This window comes from Nocardia sp. NPDC059180 (assembly GCF_042754945.1).
Taxonomy (GTDB): Bacteria; Actinomycetota; Actinomycetes; order Mycobacteriales; family Mycobacteriaceae; genus Nocardia.
The window spans coordinates 115,589-133,432 of record NZ_JBHZBU010000010.1 but is presented as its reverse complement, the minus strand read 5'-3'; the positions used below and the strand labels follow the sequence as shown (position 1 = coordinate 133,432).

Here is a 17,844-nt window from a genome sequence, read left to right as displayed (position 1 = left end):
CCCGTTACGGCGTTTCGCTCGGAATTACTTGACCGAGACCGAGGCGCCGGCCGCTTCCAGCTTCTCCTTGGCGGCTTCGGCAGCGTCCTTGGCGACCTTCTCCAGGATCGGCTTCGGGGCACCCTCGACCAGGTCCTTGGCTTCCTTCAGGCCCAGGCCGGAGACGATCTCGCGGACCACCTTGATGACCTGGATCTTCTTGTCGCCGGCACCCTCGAGGATGACGTCGAACTCGTCCTGCTCTTCGGCGGCCTCGGCCGGAGCGGCAGCGCCACCGACGGCGGCGACGGCGACCGGAGCAGCAGCGGTGACCTCGAACTTCTCCTCGAACTTCTTGACGAAGTCCGACAGCTCGAGCAGGGTCATGTTGCCGAAGGTCTCGAGCAGTTCGTCAACGTTGGCCATTGTTGTTTCCTTTCGGTAGGTGATGTCTGGGTTGGGCGAGCCGGCTAGCGCGATTCACCCGGATGGGGTGGCGCTTATTCGGCGCCTTCGGCCCGCTTCTTGTCCTCCAGCGCGGCGGCCAGGCGGGCCACCTGCGAAGCAGGAGCGTTGAACAGACCGGCAGCCTTTGCCAGGTTGCCCTTCAGCGCACCGGCCAGCTTGGCCAGCAGCACCTCGCGGGTTTCCAGGTCGGCGATCTTCTCGACCTCGGCCACGGACAGCGCATTGCCGTCCATGTAGCCGCCCTTGATGACCAGCGACTTGTTGTCCTTGGCGAAGGTCTTGAGCGCCTTCGCCGCGTTGACCGGTTCGCCCGTGATGAAGGCGATAGCGGTCGGTCCGACGAACAAATCGTCCAGGCCCTCGACACCGGCTTCAGCGGCAGCCCGCTTGACCAGGGTGTTCTTGGCGACGGAGTACGTGGCGTCGGCACCGAGCGCGCGACGCAGCTCGGTGATGCGACCGACGGACAGGCCACGGTATTCCGTGACAACGGTGGCCGTCGAGCTCTTGAACTGCTCAGCGATCTCCGCGACCGCGGTGACCTTCTCGGGTTTTGCCATACTTCGCCTCCTCTCTGATGTCGGTTCGGACCCGAACTACCGACCTGAGGTGACGAAACAACAAACGCCCCGGACGCAGAGCGTTCCGGGGCGCAATAGGATGAACCGATTCGGGCCTGGACCCGTAATCGACTCCCAGCCTCGGCTCTCCCTGCGTGGGCCGCCGGCTGCTGCCGGACCTTCGACCGAACCCATGCGGGATCGGCGACCAACGGTCTTCGGTAGAACGGATTGGGTAGTGATCGAACACGTCGATAACTTCGCTTTAGAGTACCGGTAGGTCCGCCATCTGGCAAAACGGGCCCCGGAAGCCCCCGAATGGACGGCAATATCGGTCAGTTGCAGTGGCACACATCACAATTGATGGCCATCAGTGAGCGAGATCGCAGCAATTAGGTGTTACTCATAGTAACGGTTACTGATTAGCTGCTCCCATGACAACCTTCACAGTCGATCCACCGGCGCTGCTGGAACGACGCGCGCACCGATTCCTCGCGCTCGCGGTGATCTGCCTGGCCGAACTGCTGGTCGTGCTCGACAACACCATCGTCAACGTCGCCCTGCCGTCCATCGGTGTGGAGCTGTCCACCGGCGTCAGCGGCCTGCAATGGGTCGTCGATGCCTACACCCTCACCTTCGCAGGCCTGCTGCTTGCCTTCGGCAATCTCGGCGACCGCTACGGCAGGCGCCGGGTGATGATGATCGGCCTGGTCGGCGTCGGGGCCATGTCGGTGGCGGGTGCGCTGTCGACCTCGCTCGACGGCGTCATCGCGGCCCGCGCCGCCATGGGCGTGTTCGCCGCGGCGGTCTTCCCGGCGACATTGGCGCTGGTCATCAACATCTTCACCGATCGGAGGGAGCGGGCGCTCGCCATCGCCGCCTGGACCGCCATGGCCGGCTTCGCCATCGCAATCGGCCCTATCTCCGGTGGCTGGCTGCTCGAACATTTCTCCTGGCACTCCGTCTTCTGGATAAACGTCCCGGTGGCGCTGATCGCGGTGGTCGCGACGATGCTGTGGGTGCCCGAATCCCGCTCCTCGGAGGTCGGCAGGCTCGACCTGCCCGGCATCGCGCTGTCGATCGCGGGCATCACGCTGCTGGTCTGGGCGATCATCGAGGCGCCGCGCTACGGCTGGATGTCGGCGACAACCCTTCTTGCGGCAGCGGGCGGTGTTGCGCTTCTCGCGGCGTTCATCGCGTGGGAATTGCGCACCCGCGCACCGATTCTCGATATGCGTTTGTTCCGCAATCGGCGATTCTCGCTGCCCGCCTTGGCGATCGCGGTCGGCTATTTCTCGATGTTCGGATTCCTGTTCCTGATCACCCAGTATTTCCAGGGTGTGCGTGAATACTCGCCACTCGAATTCGGTATCGCCTCACTGCCGTTCGCGTTCTCCGTCGCCCTCGGCGCGCCCATCGCGACGTTGCTGGCCCAGCGGCTCGGCACGACTCCCGCCATCGTGTTCGGCCTGCTGCTCACCGGGCTCGGCCTGTATCTGGGCGGTCAGGTGACCGTGGACAGCGGCTACCTCACCGAGGTGCTGCCGTCGATGGTGTCGATGGCGCTGGGCCTGGCCATCGTGCAGGGGCCCGCCACCGAATCGATCATGTCGTCGTTGCCGTTGAACGAGGCGGGCGCAGGCTCGGCGGTCAATGACACCACCCGCGAATTCGGCGGCACCCTCGGGGTCGCGGTACTCGGCTCGATCGTCGCGTCGTACTACACCACCAAGGTGGCGCCGCTCGTAGACCGCGTCCCAGAGAGCTTGATGTCGGCCAACGAGAAGGATTTCGCCAAGGCGACGCCACTGAGCGTGCTGGAGATGCGCAAACGCGAACTCGCACCCTTCTTCGAGTCACAGCGCGAGAACATCATCACCGCGATGAAGGCGGCCTGCTTGGAAGGCTCGCACGCAGCATCGCTGGTCGCCACGGGCGCGGTCGTGGTCTGCGCGGTGGTTGTCGCGATCCTCCTGCCGTGGGGCATCACGGACGGCGACTCGGTATTGCTCGGCTGGCGTCGGACCGCTCGATCCACGCAGGACTCGCCCGACTAGGCGCCGGTCGGATCGGCCGGGGCAACGCGGTTGCGTGTCGCGTGCCGGACGAGCAGGTTCAACGCCTCGATCGCGCCGGTCCGAAACTCGGGCTCGGACACCAGCCCGTCCACGCCGACGTGATCACGATGAACCGGCAGCCGCTCGCATATCGCCGGATCGACATCGGCGCCCACATAGCCGAGAACGCTCTGCAGCGTCGCGGTGGCGCCCTCACCGCGACCAGGGGCGGCCACGCTGATCCAGGCGGCGGGCTTCTCGTTCAGCTCGCCGGTTCCGACGGTCCAGTCGAGCAGGTTCTTCAAGCTCCCCGGCAACGTGCCCGCGTACTCGGGGGTACAGAACAGGACCGCGTCGGCATGTGAAAGCTGTTCGCGCAGAGCGAGAACGGCGGGGCGTTCGGCGCCGTCATCACCAGGGATGAAGGCTGGCAGTTCGGTGAGACCGCCGTACAACGCCGCGTCGACACCATCCGGCGAGAGAGCCTGCACGGTGCGCAGGGCCGCGGTATTGGTCGAGCCATCGCGGGTACTTCCGGAGATCAGCAGAACAACCGTCACAGCACAGGCAACGATGCCGGGTCACGAATTAGTCCGGCCCTTCCACCGAGTTCGAGCGATACAGGTGCGTCGGCGAACGCAGGCCCATCGTCACCGGGTTCGGTTACTTGCGATGTCGTCCGGTGCGCTTGCCCGCCGGTGGGGAATCGGAGCAATCGTCCTGGTTGCGGTCGTCTTCACCGTCGCCGCTGGAACCCTCACCGATTCGGCGGGGTTTGGGCAGGCGCCGGTTTCCGACGGCAGGGTCGTCGTCGCCAGTTCGCTTCCGGCGCATTTCCGCGAGATCGACGACACTCCCGTCCTGGTCGGCGTTGGCTGGGTCGACCGCCGCCGTTGGCGACCAGGCCGCAGCGGGATCGACCGGCCATGCACCGGTTTCGCCCTGCAACTCCGATCGCAGCACCGGCCTGGTCGGTGTCGGGTCGTACACGGTGCCACTTTCCGGACGCCAGGTTTTCGAGCGAGCTGTCTCTGCCACTCGCCGCGGGCGCCGCGGCAGCGGGACAACCTTCGAGGACCGCTGGTCCGGTACTTCTTGATCCGACATCGAGCTAGCAGCCGCCGAATGCCGCGCTACCGGTCGGGGCACCGAGTCGATGTCTGATTCTTGTGCTGACTCCGTCGCTCACATCCATATTCTCTCTCAGAATCGCGGCAAAGTCAGAACGGGTCGGCTGCGCTCTGGTCGGTCCTCGAGTGCAGGCGATATAGCTCACCGAATACGAAACGGCGGGAACGCAATCGCGTTCCCGCCGTTTCGGGTCTTGCTCAGGTGCTGCTTACGCGTCCTCGTCCAGGAGGTTGCGGGTGCGGTTCGGGTCCACCGGGATGCCCGGTCCGGTGTTCGTCGAGACCGTCACCTTCTTGACGTAGCGGCCCTTGGCGGTCGACGGCTTGACACGCAGGATCTCCTCCAGCGCGGCGCCGTAGTTCTCCACCAGCTTGGAGTCGTCGAAGGACGCCTTGCCGATGACGAAGTGCAGGTTGGCCTGCTTGTCGACGCGGAAGTTGATCTTGCCGCCCTTGATGTCGTTGACGGCCTTGGTCACATCGGGGGTGACCGTGCCCGTCTTCGGGTTCGGCATCAGACCGCGCGGGCCCAGGACACGCGCGATGCGGCCGACCTTGGCCATCTGATCCGGGGTGGCGATCGCGGCGTCGAAGTCCAGCCAGCCGCCCTGGATCCGCTCGATCAGGTCCTCGGCGCCGACGGCGTCCGCACCGGCGGCCTCGGCCTCGGCGGCCTTGTCGCCGACCGCGAACACGATGACGCGGGCGGTCTTACCGGTGCCGTGCGGCAGGTTGACGGTGCCACGGACCATCTGGTCGGCCTTGCGGGGATCCACACCGAGACGAACGGCGACCTCGACGGTCGCGTCGGTCTTGGTGCTCGAGGTCTCCTTGGCCAGCCGCGCTGCGGTCAGCGGGGAGTAGAGCTTGTCGCGATCGACCTTCTCGGCCGCGGCGAGGTACGCCTTGCTTCGTTTTGCCATGTTTCTCTGTCCTTAAATGTGGTTCAGAAGTGGTTATCGGGCCTGGCCGGCCCTCCCACCTTGCAGGGGCTATCAGCCCTCGACGGTGATGCCCATCGAACGAGCGGTGCCTGCGATGATCTTCGCGGCCTGCTCGATGTCGTTGGCGTTCAGGTCTTCCTGCTTGGTCTTGGCGATCTCGCGCACCTGGTCCATGGTCACCGAGGCGACCTTGTTGCGGTGCGGCTCCGCCGAACCCTTCTGCACGCCTGCGGCCTTGAGCAGCAGCTTGGCGGCGGGCGGGGTCTTCAGCTTGAAGTCGAAGGACCGGTCCTCGTATACCGAGATCTCGACCGGAATGACGTTGCCACGCTGCGACTCGGTCGCGGCGTTGTACGCCTTGCAGAACTCCATGATGTTGACGCCGTGCTGACCGAGCGCGGGGCCGACCGGAGGGGCCGGGTTCGCCTGGCCGGCCTGGATCTGCAGCTTGATGATCCCGGCGAGCTTCTTCTTCTTGGGGGGCATCTTTCTTCCTTGGTTTCGGTTCCTTACGGTTGCCGTAAGCCTTGCGCGGGTGTACACCCGCAGCCGGGCGCACCCGGCTCCGCACGACGAATCCGGTGGAACGTTCTGATTCTCGCGCGAACCCTGACACCTTACCGGGATCGCCCGTGCGGCTGATCGAGTGGGGCGGGTGGCCCGCCCCCGATCAGATCTTCGCGACCTGGGTGAACGCCAGCTCGACCGGAGTTTCACGGCCGAAGATCGACACCAGCACCTTGAGCTTCTGCTGCTCGGCGTTGACCTCGGAGATGCTGGCGGGCAGCGTCGCGAACGGGCCGTCCATGACGGTGACCGACTCGCCGACCTCGAAGTCGACCTCGATGACCGGCTTGGCGACGGCCTCGGTAGCGGCTTCCTGAGCGCCGGACGCGGAAGCGGCCGCAGCGGCGGGGGCCTTCTTCTGCTGCGAGGCCGGTACCAGGAACTTCACCACATCGCTGATGGTCAGCGGCGAGGGCCGCGACGTCGCGCCGACGAAGCCGGTGACACCGGGGGTGTTACGCACCGCGCCCCAGGACTCGTCGTTCAGTTCCATCCGGACCAGGATGTAACCGGGCAGCACCTTGCGGTTGACGTTCTTGCGCTGGCCGTTCTTGATCTCGGTGACCTCTTCGGTGGGCACTTCCACCTGGAAGATGTACTCCTCGAGATCGAGGTTCTGCACACGGGTCTCGAGGTTGGCCTTGACCTTGTTCTCGTAGCCCGCGTAGGAGTGGATGACGTACCAGTCGCCGGGCGCGCGTCGCAGCGCAGCCTTCATCTCTTCCACCGGATCGGCGGGGAGCTCCTCGGCGGGGGCTTCAGCGGTAGCGGCGTCCTCGTCAGCGGGTGCGGATTCGTCGACAGCCACGGACTCGTCGGCGGATTCCTCGACGGAGTCGGCGGCAGACTCGGCCGTCGCGTCGTCGACCGGGAACTCGTCGTTTGTGTCGTTCTCCGGGGTGCTCACTGGGGCACTCGCTTCCTGTGTCGTCACGTACATCCTCTGCGTGCCGGGGCCGGACACGATGAAAAATGGTCCGTCCGTCCCGTCCCGGGGGGCGGCTTCCGGCGTCAGCGTTCGCTAGCCGAACAGCCAGTCGACACCTTTGACGAACGCCACATCCAACCCCGCGATGAACGCGACCATGAAGACCACGAACACCAGAACAACGCTCGTATAGGTGACCATCTGCTTCCGGTTGGGCCAGATGACCTTGCGCAGTTCCGCGATCACCTCACGCAGGAACTTGATCAAACGCTTGATCGGATTACCCGACTTATTGCGTTCGGCCCGATCGGAGGTCTTGGCTGCCTTGCGCGCCGGACGGTCGATCGTGGCGACCGATCCGTTGTCGGTCGACGACGACCCTGCGCGGGCCCGCCGGGCGGACCGCTTGCCGCTCGGCCGACTCGCTGCGGCGGTGCCATCGCCGTCGTCGCGAGTGTCCCGCTCGTCGGTCACGTCAACCCTCTCTCGTCGCTGGCATCCAGGGCAGGGGCGACAGGACTTGAACCTGCAACCTGCGGTTTTGGAGACCGCTGCTCTGCCAATTGAGCTACGCCCCTTCGGCTGGACGGTGGTGCTGATGCCCAGCCACTTGTGCTGTATTCAGTTGTTCACTGGTGTCACAAACACGCGCGCCGCTCCGGCAGTTGCCGGCCCCGTAAGCGGAAGTTCCGGAGCTGCGCCCCGGGCCGCCTGGAACCAGCCTTGCAGAGCAGCGCGCATCGGCTGGTGACCCCAGAAACCCGAGTGTACGTGAAGACCGGTGGCATTAGCCAATCCGGGGCCACGCGAGCAGGTCAGGCCAGCTGGACCGTCGCCGTCGCGCGACCGAAGATCTTGCGGCCCGCGGACTTCGCGACGATGGCCACGACCGCTGTCCTGGTCTCGGGGTCGACCGATTTCACCTTGCCGGTGAATTCGACCTCGGCCGGATCGTCCACGCCCACGTACACCGGGCTGGTGAACCGCACGTTGTACTCCTTGACCGCGCCGGGGTCGCCGAGCCAGGAACTGACGAATCCGCCACCGAGACCCATGGTCAGCATGCCGTGGGCCACAACGTTGTCCAGGCCGACCAGCTTGACGACTTCGTCACTCCAGTGGATCGGGTTGGCGTCGCCGGACACACCGGCGTAGTTGACCAGGTCGCCGCGGGTCAGGCGAACGGTGCGCGGAGGCAGCTCGTCGCCGGCGCTGATCGCGTCGAAGGCGAGGGCGTGCTTACTCGGTGCGACCACGGGAACGCTCGGCACCGGCGCTGGGGCCGAGGTGGGCGCTGTGCGCGGGTGATGGTCGGGGGTGTCCTCACCCAGGCCGTGCATGAGCACGTTGCGAACCGCACCGGTCAGGTTCGGGTCGATATCGCCGCCACTGCGGCCGATGAGCGTGGTGTAGGTGGTGAGCACCAGCTCGTCGCGCTGATCGGTGACGATGTTCTTGGTGACGATGATGTCGCCGCCGAAGGCCTGCCGGAAGGAGTGCAGGTAGACATCGCAGGTCAACTGGTCGCCGACCTTGATCGGCCGGTGGAATTCCAGGATCTGGTCGGTCTGCATGATCTGGCTCAGGTCGTAGCCGGTGACAACCTCTTCGAACAGCTTGCGCTGGGCCAGAATGCCGACCAGGGAGATGAAGGTCAGCGGTGCGAGCAGGCCGTCGTAGCCGTACTCGAGCGCGGTGTCTTCCTCCCAGTGCACCGGGTGGTAGTCCTGCACGGCGCGGGCGTATTCGCGAACCTTCTCGCGGCCGACCTCGTAGTAGTCGTCGACGCGGTAGTGGTGCCCGACCATGGCCGCCGCGTGTTCTGCTGGGTCGAATTTCTCGCCCGACGCGACCGCTTCGTCTGTACCGGTGTTGATTGTCACGGGAGGACTGTACCTATCTGACCCCGCGGCAGGCGGGGTCGGTGAAGCGTTGACCACCGCTGGAGATGCACCGTGAAAAAGCAGTCGGGCCGGACATCGCGTCCGGCCCGATGGCTTGTGTCACGGCGGTTGTGTCCCGGCTCGTGAGGCCGGGATCAGTGTCCCGGCGCCGATACACGCGGTAGCTTCACGCGTGGATTGCTAGCGGGACTCGCGGTGCGCCCGGTGCGTGCCGCAGTTCGGGCAGAACTTCTTCAGCTCCAGCCGGTCCGGGTCGTTGCGCCGGTTCTTCTTGGTGATGTAGTTGCGATGCTTGCACTGCTCGCAGGCCAAGGTGATCTTTGGCCGGACATCGGTGGACTTCGCGGCCACGATATGCCTTCTTTCCGGAACTGGACTTGATCGGTTGTGGTAGCGATGGCCGGACTTGAACCGGCGACACAACGATTATGAGTCGTTTGCTCTACCGACTGAGCTACACCGCCACGGGTCGCATTGCCGCGGCGCCGCACCCAGCCCTCCAACAAGCGGGAAGCGATGCCGAGTCGGTCACCACCGGCAATCCGGCGAGCCCCCTAACGGAATCGAACCGTTGACCTTTTCCTTACCATGGAAACGCTCTGCCGACTGAGCTAAGGGGGCATGACCTCGTGCGCACCGGGACTCGACTTTCTCGACCCCGGCGCTTCGAAGTCTTGAACGAGGTTACACACTCACTGGTCTCCGCACCAAACCGGCTGGTCAGACCCGAGATTTCTGATCTCGAACACCGCACGGGGCGGCGTGTGCGGACATTGCCGGGCGCCGAAACAGAAGAACCCCCGCGGATCATTCGATCCGCGGGGGTCCTCGGTGGCAGATGTAGGATTCGAACCTACGTAGGCTTTCACCGACAGATTTACAGTCTGCTCCCATTGGCCGCTCGGGCAATCTGCCTTCACGCTTCTCGGCGCGCAGAGCAGAATACAACGAACCCACACCCCGAATGCAAACCGGCTGGATGACGGCATGATCGCGTCGGCGCACGACGACGCCATCGGCGACACAGCCGGCGCCCGGCGACTAATCTCAGGCGGCCGGGTAGAACTAGGTGGGTGCGGCGAACCATCCGGCACGACCCCGAACGCCGGACCGTCAGGACAGGAGCGCAGTGTGGCCGATTCGTCTTTCGATGTCGTCAGCAAGGTCGATCGTCAGGAGGTCGACAACGCGTTGCATCAGGCGGAGAAGGAGCTGAACACCCGCTACGACTTCCGGGGCACCGGTGCGGCGATCGAATGGTCCGGTGAGGAGAACATCGTGATCAGCGCCGAGGCCGAGGAGCGGGTCAAGGCCGCGCTCGAGGTCTTCAAGGAGAAGCTGATCCGCCGCGACATCTCGCTCAAGGCGTTCGACGCCGGCGATCCGGTGGTGTCGGGCAAGACCTACAAGATCACCGGTTCGCTGGTGCAGGGCATCGACTCCGAGCACGCGAAGAAGATCTCCAAGAAGATCCGCGACGAGGGCCCCAAGGGCGTCAAGGCCCAGATCCAGGGCGAGGAACTGCGCGTCAGCAGTAAGAAGCGCGACGACCTGCAGGCCGTGATCTCGCTGCTCAAGGGCGAGGATTTCGGTATCGCGCTTCAGTTCGTCAACTACCGGTAGACATCAACCCGTAAACAGACGTGGGCCGTGTCGGCGCGAAGGTTGCGCCGGCACGGCCGTGCACGTTCGGACGCTGGATCAGCCGTTGTGCGGCCGCCCGGCCAGCTCCTCGAGGCGGGCGATGCGCTCGGCCATCGGGGGGTGCGTGGAGAACCAGCGCGCGGCGCGCTCACCAGGGCGAAATGGGTTGGCGATCATCAGGTGGGACTGGGCGGTGAGCTGCGGTTCCGGCGGCAGCGGGGCGGCCTGAACGCCGCGTTCGAGCTTGCGCAGGGCCGAGGCCAGCGCGAGTGGATCGCCGGTGAGCTCGGCGCCGGACTGATCGGCCTGATATTCGCGGGAACGGGAGACCGCCAGCTTGATCAGGGTGGCCGCGATGGGGCCGAGCAACGAGACCAGAATCACGCCGATGATGTTGGGGCCGCCGTCGCCACGGTTGCCGCCGAAGGCGGTGGCGAAGAAGGCCAGATTGGCCAGGCCGGAGATCACGGCGGCCAGCGCGCCCGCGACCGAGGAGATGAGGATGTCGCGGTTGTAGACGTGGGACAGCTCGTGGCCGAGGACGGCGCGCAGCTCCCGCTCGTCGAGGATCTGCAGAATGCCGCTGGTGCAGCACACCGCGGCGTGGCGGGGGTTGCGGCCGGTGGCGAACGCATTGGGCGCGTTGGTCGGGCTGATGTAGAGCCGCGGCATGGGCTGACGGGCAGCGGTGGCCAGTTCACGCACGATCCGGTAGATGACCGGCGCTTCCAATTCGCTGACCGGCTGCGCGTGCATGGCCTTCAACGCGAGCTTGTCGCTGTTGAAATAGGCGTAGGCGTTCATGCCCACCGCCAGCAGGATCGCGATGACCAGGATCGTCGGGCTGCGGAACATCGCCCCGGCGAACACGATCAGCGCGGACATGCCCACCATCAGCCCGAACGTCTTGATTCCATTCGCATACCCGTGGCCGTGCATAGTTCTCCTTGCCGCTCCCCCGTTCGTTGCGTGCTTCCTGGACAGACAACGAAACGGTCCCGACGCAAAGTTCCTGGTTACTCCACCGGACGAGATGGCTTCGGCACCATCGTGCCCCATGCGCGCGCGCTGATGGGCGACCTCGAGGAGACCAGTTCGCGGCCCGGCTCGCGTTTCCGTGGGGCGCTGTGCACGCCGAAGGCAAGCAGCGGTCGCGCGAACGCGAGCCACCAGGGGCCGCGAACACGCGGTGCCGCAGCGCCGCAATCAAAAACTGCTACCCGACTCGCTCGATGGTGTAGCGGACCAGACGCACCAGTGCGTCGTTGGCGGGGCCGGGCGGTAGCGCCGACAGTTCGGTGTAGGCGAGGTCGGCATATTCCTGGAGCTTCTGCTTGGCCTGCACCATGCCTGGCGAACGGCCGAGCAATTGCAGCGCCTCCTCGACCTCGGCATCGGTTTCCAGCGGACGCGCCAGCAGGGTGCGCAGCCGGTCGCCGTCGGCGCCCTCGTCGCGCAGCGCGTACAGCACCGGCAGGGTGTGCACGCCTTCGCGCAGGTCGGTGCCGGGAGTCTTGCCGGACTGGGCGGATTCGGAGGAGATGTCGATGATGTCGTCGGAGATCTGGAAGGCGGTGCCTACCGCATCACCGAGGCGGGCCAGCCGCTCGACGTGTTCGGTATCGGCGCCGGAGAAGGTGCCGCCGAAACGTCCGGCGGCCGCGATCAGCGAACCGGTCTTCTCCCAGACCACACGCAGATAGTGCGCGACCGGATCCTTGGACTCGGCGGCGCCCATGGTTTCGCGCATCTGCCCGGTGACGAGTTCGGCGAAGGTTTCGGCGATGATCCGCACCGCGTCCGGGCCGAGCGTGGACACCAGCCGCGACGCGTGGGCGAACAGATAGTCACCGGCGAGGATGGCGATGCTGTTGCCCCAGCGCGAATTCACGCTCGGTGCACCTCGGCGCATGGTGGCCTCGTCCATCACGTCGTCGTGGTACAACGTCGCCAGATGCACGAGTTCGACGACGGTGCCCGCGGTGATGAGGTCGGGGTCGGTCGGGCGCGGCCCGAGCTGCCCGGTGAGGATGGTGAACAGCGGGCGGAACCGTTTGCCTCCCGCTTTGGCCAGGTGCAGGGCCGCTTCCTGGAGGAAGGACGCGCCGTCGGACAGCTCCTCGATCAGTAGCTTCTCGACGTCGGCCAGGCCGGTGCGCACCGTCGCGGCGAGCTCGGTATCGCCGAGATCCACCCCAGCTACCACCGTGCTCTCGTCGCTCACAGCAGATGTGCTCATTTCTTCTCCCAGCGATGCGTCCGACCCACGGTCAAAGAACCTAGCGTGTCCACGCTAGATAACCCCATGAACACCGTCACTCCCGGCAATATCCACTGGGGCGCACCGCACACCTTCGCACACCGAGGCCGGTACCGGACGGTGAGCCCGGCGGCACGTCGGACACGACCCGCCGCACATCACACACAGCGCCTGCCGCACATCACCCGGCATCGGCGGCACATTGCCCGGTATCGGCCGCACACCACCCGGCACCCGCCGCACCACCCAGCACGGCCGCACACCACCCAGCACTGCCGCACACTCGGCATCCGCCGCACATCACACGGCACCGGCGTCGACATCGGTGCGGCCGCGCTGCGAGTATGGGACCCATGGGTGCACCGGATGTCACACCAGCGGGCGGGGACGAACAGACGCGCGGCGCGATACCCGCGCACGCCGATGTCCTCGTGGTCGGGGCCGGGCCGGCCGGATCGGCCGCGGCGACATGGGCCGCGCGCGCGGGACGCGATGTCCTGCTGGTCGACTCGGCGGTGTTCCCGCGCGACAAGACCTGCGGCGACGGCCTGACACCGCGCGCGACGGCCGAACTGGAACATCTGGGTCTTGGTGACTGGGTGCGCGCGCACACCGTCAATCACGGTCTGCGGATGACCGGTTTCGGGCGCGAGGAGCTGCTGCCCTGGCCGGGCGGGTCGTTCCCGACCTACGGAAGCGCCGTTACGCGAACCGAGCTCGACGACAAGCTGCGCGAGACCGCGGTGAAGTCCGGCGCGGGAATGCTGGAGGGCACCAAGGTCGTCGATGTGACCCGCGACGGTGATCGCGTCACGGGCGTGACTGTGCGCACCGGTGCGGGCACCACGACGATCTCCTGCACGACCCTCGTCGTCGCCGACGGTGTGCGTTCGCCGATCGGCAAGATCCTCGGCCGCGCCTGGCATCGGCAGTACGCCTACGGCGTCGCCGCCCGCGCCTACATCACCTCCGGTCGCTCCGACGATCAGTGGATCACCTCCCATCTGGAGCTGCGCGACGCGAACGGCGAACTGGTGCCCGGCTACGGCTGGGTGTTCCCGCTGGCCAACGGCGAGGTCAATATCGGTGTCGGTTCACTGGCCACCGAGCGCCGTCCCTCACATATCGCGTTGAAGCCGCTGCTGGAGCACTACACGGCGCTGCGGCGAGAGGAATGGGAGTTCAGCGGTTCACTACGCGCGGTCGCATCGGCGCTGCTGCCGATGGGCGGTGCGGTGTCGAATATCGCGGGGCCCAACTGGGTGCTGGTCGGTGACGCCGCGGGGTGTGTGAACCCGCTGAACGGTGAGGGCATCGACTACGGCCTCGAGGGCGGCCACATGCTGGCCGAACTGCTCGACGAACCCGATTTGAGCGCCGTCTGGCCGCAGCTGCTGCGGGCTCGCTACGGCCGCACGTATTCGGTGGCGCGCCGGATCGCCGGACTGGCCACCCATCCGCGGATGGTGCCGCTGGGCGGGCCGCCGGTGATGCGGTCGAAGTTCTTGCAGCGCACCGCGGTCCGGGTGATGGGCAATCTGGTCACCGACGAGGACGTCGACCTGGTCGCGCGCGCCTGGCGGACCGCCGGGCGGCTGTCGCGACGATTCGACGAACGTCCGCCGTTCTGCTGAGCAAGCGATGACATCGCGGCCGGTTCCCCAGGATCTGCTCCCGCATCTGCGGCGCGCACGGGATCTCGCCGACCGCGAGTACGCACAACCGCTGGACCTGGACGGTCTGGCCGCCGCGGCGGGTGTCTCGAAATACCACTTCCTGCGGTGTTTCGCGGCGACCTACGGCAAGACACCGGCGGTGTATCTGGCCGAGCGGCGAATCGAACGGGCCCAGGATCTGCTGCGCGCGACCAACGTCACGGTGACCGAGGCATGCATGCTGGTCGGCTACACCAGCCTCGGATCGTTCTCCCGGAAGTTCACCGAGCTGGTCGGGATGTCGCCGTCGGCGTATCAGGCGAAGTTCGCCGCCGACGGGGCGCCGCGAATCCCCGGCTGTTATGTGTTCATGCACGGGTTGTCCGATCGAGCGCCGCGCCCCGACAGCGGTATGTGATGCCGATCCTGGACACAGCAATTTCGGAGAAGCTCATCGGGCAGGCGCCGCCCTAGCCTGGTCTCATGACTCCGATCAAAAACATTTCGCTGGTCACGGTGTATGTGACCGATCAGGACGCGGCCAAGAACTGGTACGTCGACAAGCTCGGGTTCGTGGAGACCGCCGACATCACCATGGGCGATAACGGTTTCCGGTGGGTCAGCGTCAGCCATCCCGATCACCGCGAGCTCGAGGTGACGCTGATGCTGCCCGGCCCGCCGCTGGACGACAATATGGCCGACGCGATCCGGCGTTCACTCGCCAACGGCACGCACGGCGCTTTGGGTCTCAATACCGACGACTGCCAGAAGGCCTATGAGGAACTGTCGGCCAAGGGCGTCGAATTCGTGCAGCCGCCCTCCGAACGTCCCTACGGCGTCGAGGCGGTCTTCCGCGACAACTCCGGCAACTGGCTGGTGTTGGTCGAGCCGAGGGAATACGACCCGACCATCGCGGCACCGGAGTAGATGCGCACCGTACGGCACGCATCCGGCTCACCACCGATCAGGCCGAGGCCTGCCCGGCGAACCACTTCTCGATGAACTTGCGTTCGCTGTCGAGGACGCGGTGGTGCAGCTGCTCGGCCAGTGGCTCGATGGCACCGCCGACCAGCGGAACCTTCACCTTGACGGTGCCGACGACCTCGATCTCGCAGCCTTCGGCGGTCGGGCGCAGCTCGTAGCTGCCCGACATCTCCGAGTTGACGCCGTTGGAGGAGCCTTCGAAGCTGCCCTTGGCGATCTCACCGGTCAGGGCCTGCCAGGTGTCGGTACGAGAGACGACAAGATCGCTCTTGAGGACCTTGCGCACGATGCCGGGAATCTTGTCGGGGCGTATCTTCTCGCTCATCGCGAGCCGGATGGTGCCCTCGCCGCCGGGGTGGGCCAGATCGAGGGTGGCCGTCTCGGCGTCGGCGAACCGGGCCTGCCACAGCTCGTCGCCGGTGAGTGCCCGGTGCAGGTCTTCCACCGGAACGGTGTAGGGCACCGTGAAGCTGAATTTTCGGGACATGGGCGAAACCCTAGTCAACACGGCCGAGCGCGGCCGGTCATCAGGCTGTGCGAGGCCGCGGTACGCGCAGCCGAGCTGACCAGTAGCCTGTGGCGGTGTCGGAAACCAGTCAGCCGCAGCGGCGTCCGCAGCGCCTGCGGCGCGTCCGGATCGGCGTGCTGACCGCCGCGACGGTGGTCACCGTGCTCGTCGGGCTGCTGGTGCTCGCGGCCTGGCGCAACGACTATCTGATCACCTCGGATATGGGCCGGACCACCGGTGAGGTGCTGTCGGCGGGCCGCCTGCGTTCTGCGGTGATGTACGTGACACCGGACGGGGTGACCCACAATCCGAAGGTCGGCATCCTCTACCCCACCAATCTCACCGCGGGCGAGCACATCAATGTCGAATACAACCGCGCCGACCCCGATCTGGTGCGAGTCGCCGGACGCGACGTCCGGGTGGCCATTCCGCCCGCACTATCGGTGATCGCGGTGACCTGGGCGCTCGCGCTGCCGACGTTGTGGATTCTGCGGCGGATCAGTCGCAGGCCGGTCACTGTTTCGGCTGCGCAGGCCTGACCTGGGCACACCGTCAGGTGCGCGACCCGGGTCAGTGCCGCTCCGGTGAGGTATTCGCCGGAACTTCGCACGGACGTCACGTCGGTGTGGCCGAGGCGAGAAGGCCGATGCCCAGACTCGAGTGGTGCGCGTAGCCATTGTGGCGGAGTCGTTCCTGCCGAATATGAACGGCGTGGTCAATTCCGTGCTCCGGGTGCTCGACCATCTGGACCAGCACGGGCACGACGCACTGGTCATCGCGCCGGACACGTTGCGTGGACAGCCGCCCGCGCCTCGATTCCATGGGCGCTTCCCGGTATATCGGGTCCCCGCGATGATGGTGCCGAAAGTCAGTTCGCTGCCGGTGGGTCTGCCGCAGCCGGGGATCGTGCGGGCGATCGCGGAGTTCGACGCCGATGTGGTGCATCTGGCCTCGCCGTTCCTGCTCGGTGCTGGTGGACTCGGGGCGGCGCTGCGACTGGATCTGCCCGCGGTTGCGGTCTACCAGACCGATGTGGCGGGGTTTGCGAAAAGCTATGGCCTCGGACTGGCCAGCAGAGCGGCGTGGGGGTGGACTCGGCGGATTCACGAGGGAGCGGCCCGCACGCTGGCGCCGTCGAGCGCGGCGGCCGCTGATCTGGCCTTGCACGGCATCCCTCGGGTGCATCGTTGGGGGCGAGGCGTCGATATCGCGCGGTTCACGCCGTCCGCGCGGCGGGCATCGTTGCGGGAGGCGTGGCTGGGTGGTGAGTCGGCACTGATCGTCGGTTTCGTCGGGCGGCTCGCGCCGGAGAAGCATGTCGAGCGACTGGCGGTGCTCGCGCACGATCCGGGCATTCAGTTGGTGATCGTCGGCGACGGGCCGGAGCGCGGCAAACTCGCGCGGCTCCTGCCGAACGCGGTCTTCACCGGCGAACTCGGTGGTGACGAACTCGCGCAGGCCTACGCGAGCTTGGACGTGATGGTGCACGCGGGCGAACACGAAACGTTCTGCCAGGGCGTCCAGGAGGCACTGGCCTCGGGCGTTCCGGTCATCGGCCCGGACGCAGGCGGCCCGCGCGATCTGATTTCGCATTGCCGCAACGGCTATCTGCTGCCGGTGGACCGGTTCACCGAACTGCTGCCGAGCGCCGTCGCCGCGCTCCGCGATCCGGTCCTGCGGGCCAGGTTCGCCGGTGCCGCCCGCAAATCGGTGCTGCACCGGACATGGCCTGCCATCTGCGATGAGTTGATCGGGCATTACGCGGAGGTGACCGGCCGCGAATCTCGACTCTCTCGAACAGCGTGATGCGGTCGACCGGCTAGAACAAGCCGCGCAGGGCCAGGAAACGCAGGCCGCCGACCGCCGCCATGACGACGAGTACAGCGGCTGCCCTGGTGACCTCGCCCAGCCCTGGCGCCATGAACTCGAGGCCGGCCAAGGTCGCGGTGCTGACCGCCAGCCCGATCAGCGCAAGCCCACCGCCTTCCCACTGCGCGGTGAACCAGCCGATCCGGCCTGCCGCGCGGAAGGTGAGCTTGCGGTGCAGTTCGTTCGCGATCATCGTGCTCACGATCGAGCCGACGACATTGGCGACCAGCGGGCCGAGCCCGGCGCAGACGAGGAACAGCAGCAGGTAGGCGATATTGCTGGCGCCGCCGACCAGGGCAAAGCGGAGCAGCTGCGCGAAGGCGTGATCGCCGAGCAGAAACTGCCGCACACCGGTGCGAGGGGATTGCGTGCGCAGCATCGGTACGC

At 66.3% G+C, this 17,844-nt stretch carries 21 protein-coding genes and 4 tRNA genes; 7 read left to right on the top strand and 18 right to left on the bottom strand.

What is annotated here, in order from left to right; genetic code table 11:
- Positions 1–24 precede the first annotated feature (24 nt).
- Positions 25–405, bottom strand: a complete 381-nt coding sequence (gene rplL / locus ACFXNW_RS26535; RefSeq protein WP_379420505.1) for a 50S ribosomal protein L7/L12 — start codon at positions 403–405, stop codon at positions 25–27.
- A gap of 74 nt (positions 406–479) precedes the next feature.
- The gene (gene rplJ / locus ACFXNW_RS26530) at positions 480–1,007 is read right to left on the bottom strand and encodes a 50S ribosomal protein L10 (protein ID WP_379420504.1); all 528 of its coding nucleotides are present in this window, start codon (positions 1,005–1,007) and stop codon (positions 480–482) included.
- A gap of 434 nt (positions 1,008–1,441) precedes the next feature.
- Here rplJ and ACFXNW_RS26525 point away from each other — a divergent pair, with 434 nt between their 5' ends.
- On the top strand, positions 1,442–3,064 hold the full coding sequence (locus tag ACFXNW_RS26525) for an MFS transporter (protein WP_379420503.1): 1,623 nt from the start codon (positions 1,442–1,444) through the stop codon (positions 3,062–3,064).
- Here the strand turns inward: ACFXNW_RS26525 and ACFXNW_RS26520 are convergent.
- The 12 genes from ACFXNW_RS26520 to ACFXNW_RS26465 form a co-directional block, all read right to left on the bottom strand.
- Positions 3,061–3,624 carry an NADPH-dependent FMN reductase gene (locus ACFXNW_RS26520; protein ID WP_379420502.1) on the bottom strand — a complete coding sequence of 188 codons (564 nt, stop codon included), beginning with the start codon at positions 3,622–3,624 and terminating at the stop codon, positions 3,061–3,063. The genes ACFXNW_RS26525 and ACFXNW_RS26520 overlap by 4 nt on opposite strands.
- Positions 3,625–3,727: 103 nt before the next feature.
- Positions 3,728–4,054: a hypothetical protein gene (locus ACFXNW_RS26515; RefSeq protein WP_379420501.1), complete on the bottom strand. Its 327-nt coding sequence runs from the start codon at positions 4,052–4,054 to the stop codon at positions 3,728–3,730.
- Between the two features lie 349 nt (positions 4,055–4,403).
- Positions 4,404–5,117 (bottom strand): 50S ribosomal protein L1, encoded by a 714-nt coding sequence (gene rplA, locus ACFXNW_RS26510; RefSeq protein WP_379420500.1) that lies wholly within the window; start codon positions 5,115–5,117, stop codon positions 4,404–4,406.
- 72 nt (positions 5,118–5,189) lie between these two features.
- Positions 5,190–5,624, bottom strand: a complete 435-nt coding sequence (gene rplK, locus ACFXNW_RS26505) for a 50S ribosomal protein L11 (protein WP_379420499.1) — start codon at positions 5,622–5,624, stop codon at positions 5,190–5,192.
- Between the two features lie 184 nt (positions 5,625–5,808).
- Positions 5,809–6,612 carry a transcription termination/antitermination protein NusG gene (gene nusG, locus ACFXNW_RS26500; protein ID WP_379420612.1) on the bottom strand — a complete coding sequence of 268 codons (804 nt, stop codon included), beginning with the start codon at positions 6,610–6,612 and terminating at the stop codon, positions 5,809–5,811.
- A gap of 114 nt (positions 6,613–6,726) precedes the next feature.
- Positions 6,727–7,107 carry a preprotein translocase subunit SecE gene (secE, locus tag ACFXNW_RS26495; protein WP_379420498.1) on the bottom strand — a complete coding sequence of 127 codons (381 nt, stop codon included), beginning with the start codon at positions 7,105–7,107 and terminating at the stop codon, positions 6,727–6,729.
- A 31-nt stretch (positions 7,108–7,138) separates the two neighbouring features.
- Positions 7,139–7,211, bottom strand: a tRNA-Trp gene (locus ACFXNW_RS26490).
- Positions 7,212–7,448: 237 nt separating this feature from the next.
- Positions 7,449–8,510 carry a fused (3R)-hydroxyacyl-ACP dehydratase subunits HadA/HadB gene (locus ACFXNW_RS26485; RefSeq protein WP_379420611.1) on the bottom strand — a complete coding sequence of 354 codons (1,062 nt, stop codon included), beginning with the start codon at positions 8,508–8,510 and terminating at the stop codon, positions 7,449–7,451.
- A gap of 207 nt (positions 8,511–8,717) precedes the next feature.
- The gene (rpmG, locus tag ACFXNW_RS26480; RefSeq protein ID WP_011211653.1) at positions 8,718–8,888 is read right to left on the bottom strand and encodes a 50S ribosomal protein L33; all 171 of its coding nucleotides are present in this window, start codon (positions 8,886–8,888) and stop codon (positions 8,718–8,720) included.
- Positions 8,889–8,925: 37 nt separating this feature from the next.
- Positions 8,926–9,001: transfer RNA gene (locus tag ACFXNW_RS26475), tRNA-Met, on the bottom strand.
- An 84-nt stretch (positions 9,002–9,085) separates the two neighbouring features.
- Positions 9,086–9,158 (bottom strand) — tRNA-Thr (locus ACFXNW_RS26470).
- Positions 9,159–9,369: 211 nt separating this feature from the next.
- Positions 9,370–9,452 (bottom strand) — tRNA-Tyr (locus ACFXNW_RS26465).
- A 216-nt stretch (positions 9,453–9,668) separates the two neighbouring features.
- Here ACFXNW_RS26465 and ACFXNW_RS26460 point away from each other — a divergent pair.
- Positions 9,669–10,160 carry a YajQ family cyclic di-GMP-binding protein gene (locus tag ACFXNW_RS26460; protein ID WP_163826779.1) on the top strand — a complete coding sequence of 164 codons (492 nt, stop codon included), beginning with the start codon at positions 9,669–9,671 and terminating at the stop codon, positions 10,158–10,160.
- A 78-nt stretch (positions 10,161–10,238) separates the two neighbouring features.
- On the opposite strand, the gene htpX is transcribed toward ACFXNW_RS26460, so the two are convergent.
- Both htpX and ACFXNW_RS26450 read right to left on the bottom strand, forming a co-directional pair.
- Positions 10,239–11,120: a zinc metalloprotease HtpX gene (htpX, locus tag ACFXNW_RS26455; RefSeq protein ID WP_379420497.1), complete on the bottom strand. Its 882-nt coding sequence runs from the start codon at positions 11,118–11,120 to the stop codon at positions 10,239–10,241.
- A 277-nt stretch (positions 11,121–11,397) separates the two neighbouring features.
- Complete coding sequence (locus ACFXNW_RS26450) at positions 11,398–12,420, bottom strand: polyprenyl synthetase family protein (RefSeq protein ID WP_379420496.1); 1,023 nt, start codon at positions 12,418–12,420, stop codon at positions 11,398–11,400.
- Positions 12,421–12,794: 374 nt separating this feature from the next.
- Between ACFXNW_RS26450 and ACFXNW_RS26445 the strand changes: the two genes are divergently transcribed.
- The 3 genes from ACFXNW_RS26445 (at position 12,795) to ACFXNW_RS26435 (ending at position 15,023) form a co-directional block, all read left to right on the top strand.
- Complete coding sequence (locus ACFXNW_RS26445; RefSeq protein WP_379420495.1) at positions 12,795–14,075, top strand: geranylgeranyl reductase family protein; 1,281 nt, start codon at positions 12,795–12,797, stop codon at positions 14,073–14,075.
- A 7-nt stretch (positions 14,076–14,082) separates the two neighbouring features.
- A complete protein-coding gene (locus tag ACFXNW_RS26440; RefSeq protein WP_379420494.1) occupies positions 14,083–14,514 on the top strand; it encodes a helix-turn-helix transcriptional regulator in 432 nt (143 codons plus the stop codon).
- Between the two features lie 65 nt (positions 14,515–14,579).
- On the top strand, positions 14,580–15,023 hold the full coding sequence (locus ACFXNW_RS26435) for a VOC family protein (RefSeq protein ID WP_379420493.1): 444 nt from the start codon (positions 14,580–14,582) through the stop codon (positions 15,021–15,023).
- Positions 15,024–15,060: 37 nt separating this feature from the next.
- Here ACFXNW_RS26435 and ACFXNW_RS26430 read toward each other — a convergent pair whose 3' ends face one another.
- Positions 15,061–15,567, bottom strand: a complete 507-nt coding sequence (locus ACFXNW_RS26430) for a DUF2505 domain-containing protein (RefSeq protein ID WP_379420492.1) — start codon at positions 15,565–15,567, stop codon at positions 15,061–15,063.
- Between the two features lie 89 nt (positions 15,568–15,656).
- On the opposite strand from ACFXNW_RS26430, the gene ACFXNW_RS26425 reads away from it, so the two are divergent.
- Together ACFXNW_RS26425 and ACFXNW_RS26420 are read left to right on the top strand one after the other, a co-directional pair.
- The gene (locus ACFXNW_RS26425) at positions 15,657–16,127 is read left to right on the top strand and encodes a DUF3592 domain-containing protein (protein ID WP_379420491.1); all 471 of its coding nucleotides are present in this window, start codon (positions 15,657–15,659) and stop codon (positions 16,125–16,127) included.
- A gap of 124 nt (positions 16,128–16,251) precedes the next feature.
- A complete protein-coding gene (locus ACFXNW_RS26420; protein WP_379420490.1) occupies positions 16,252–17,394 on the top strand; it encodes a glycosyltransferase family 4 protein in 1,143 nt (380 codons plus the stop codon).
- Between the two features lie 13 nt (positions 17,395–17,407).
- On the opposite strand, the gene ACFXNW_RS26415 is transcribed toward ACFXNW_RS26420, so the two are convergent.
- Entirely contained in the window at positions 17,408–17,836 is a 429-nt protein-coding gene (locus ACFXNW_RS26415) for a GtrA family protein (protein WP_379420610.1), read from the bottom strand.
- Positions 17,837–17,844: the final 8 nt, after the last annotated feature.

Coding starts and splice junctions, on each gene's coding strand:
- rplL (WP_379420505.1), bottom strand. CDS start 405: ATGGCCAACGTTGACGAACTGCTCGAGACCTTCGGCAACATGACCCTG.
- rplJ (WP_379420504.1), bottom strand. CDS start 1,007: ATGGCAAAACCCGAGAAGGTCACCGCGGTCGCGGAGATCGCTGAGCAG.
- ACFXNW_RS26525 (WP_379420503.1), top strand. CDS start 1,442: ATGACAACCTTCACAGTCGATCCACCGGCGCTGCTGGAACGACGCGCG.
- rplA (WP_379420500.1), bottom strand. CDS start 5,117: ATGGCAAAACGAAGCAAGGCGTACCTCGCCGCGGCCGAGAAGGTCGAT.
- rplK (WP_379420499.1), bottom strand. CDS start 5,624: ATGCCCCCCAAGAAGAAGAAGCTCGCCGGGATCATCAAGCTGCAGATC.
- htpX (WP_379420497.1), bottom strand. CDS start 11,120: ATGCACGGCCACGGGTATGCGAATGGAATCAAGACGTTCGGGCTGATG.
- ACFXNW_RS26450 (WP_379420496.1), bottom strand. CDS start 12,420: ATGAGCACATCTGCTGTGAGCGACGAGAGCACGGTGGTAGCTGGGGTG.
- ACFXNW_RS26445 (WP_379420495.1), top strand. CDS start 12,795: ATGGGTGCACCGGATGTCACACCAGCGGGCGGGGACGAACAGACGCGC.
- ACFXNW_RS26440 (WP_379420494.1), top strand. CDS start 14,083: ATGACATCGCGGCCGGTTCCCCAGGATCTGCTCCCGCATCTGCGGCGC.
- ACFXNW_RS26435 (WP_379420493.1), top strand. CDS start 14,580: ATGACTCCGATCAAAAACATTTCGCTGGTCACGGTGTATGTGACCGAT.
- ACFXNW_RS26430 (WP_379420492.1), bottom strand. CDS start 15,567: ATGTCCCGAAAATTCAGCTTCACGGTGCCCTACACCGTTCCGGTGGAA.
- ACFXNW_RS26415 (WP_379420610.1), bottom strand. CDS start 17,836: ATGCTGCGCACGCAATCCCCTCGCACCGGTGTGCGGCAGTTTCTGCTC.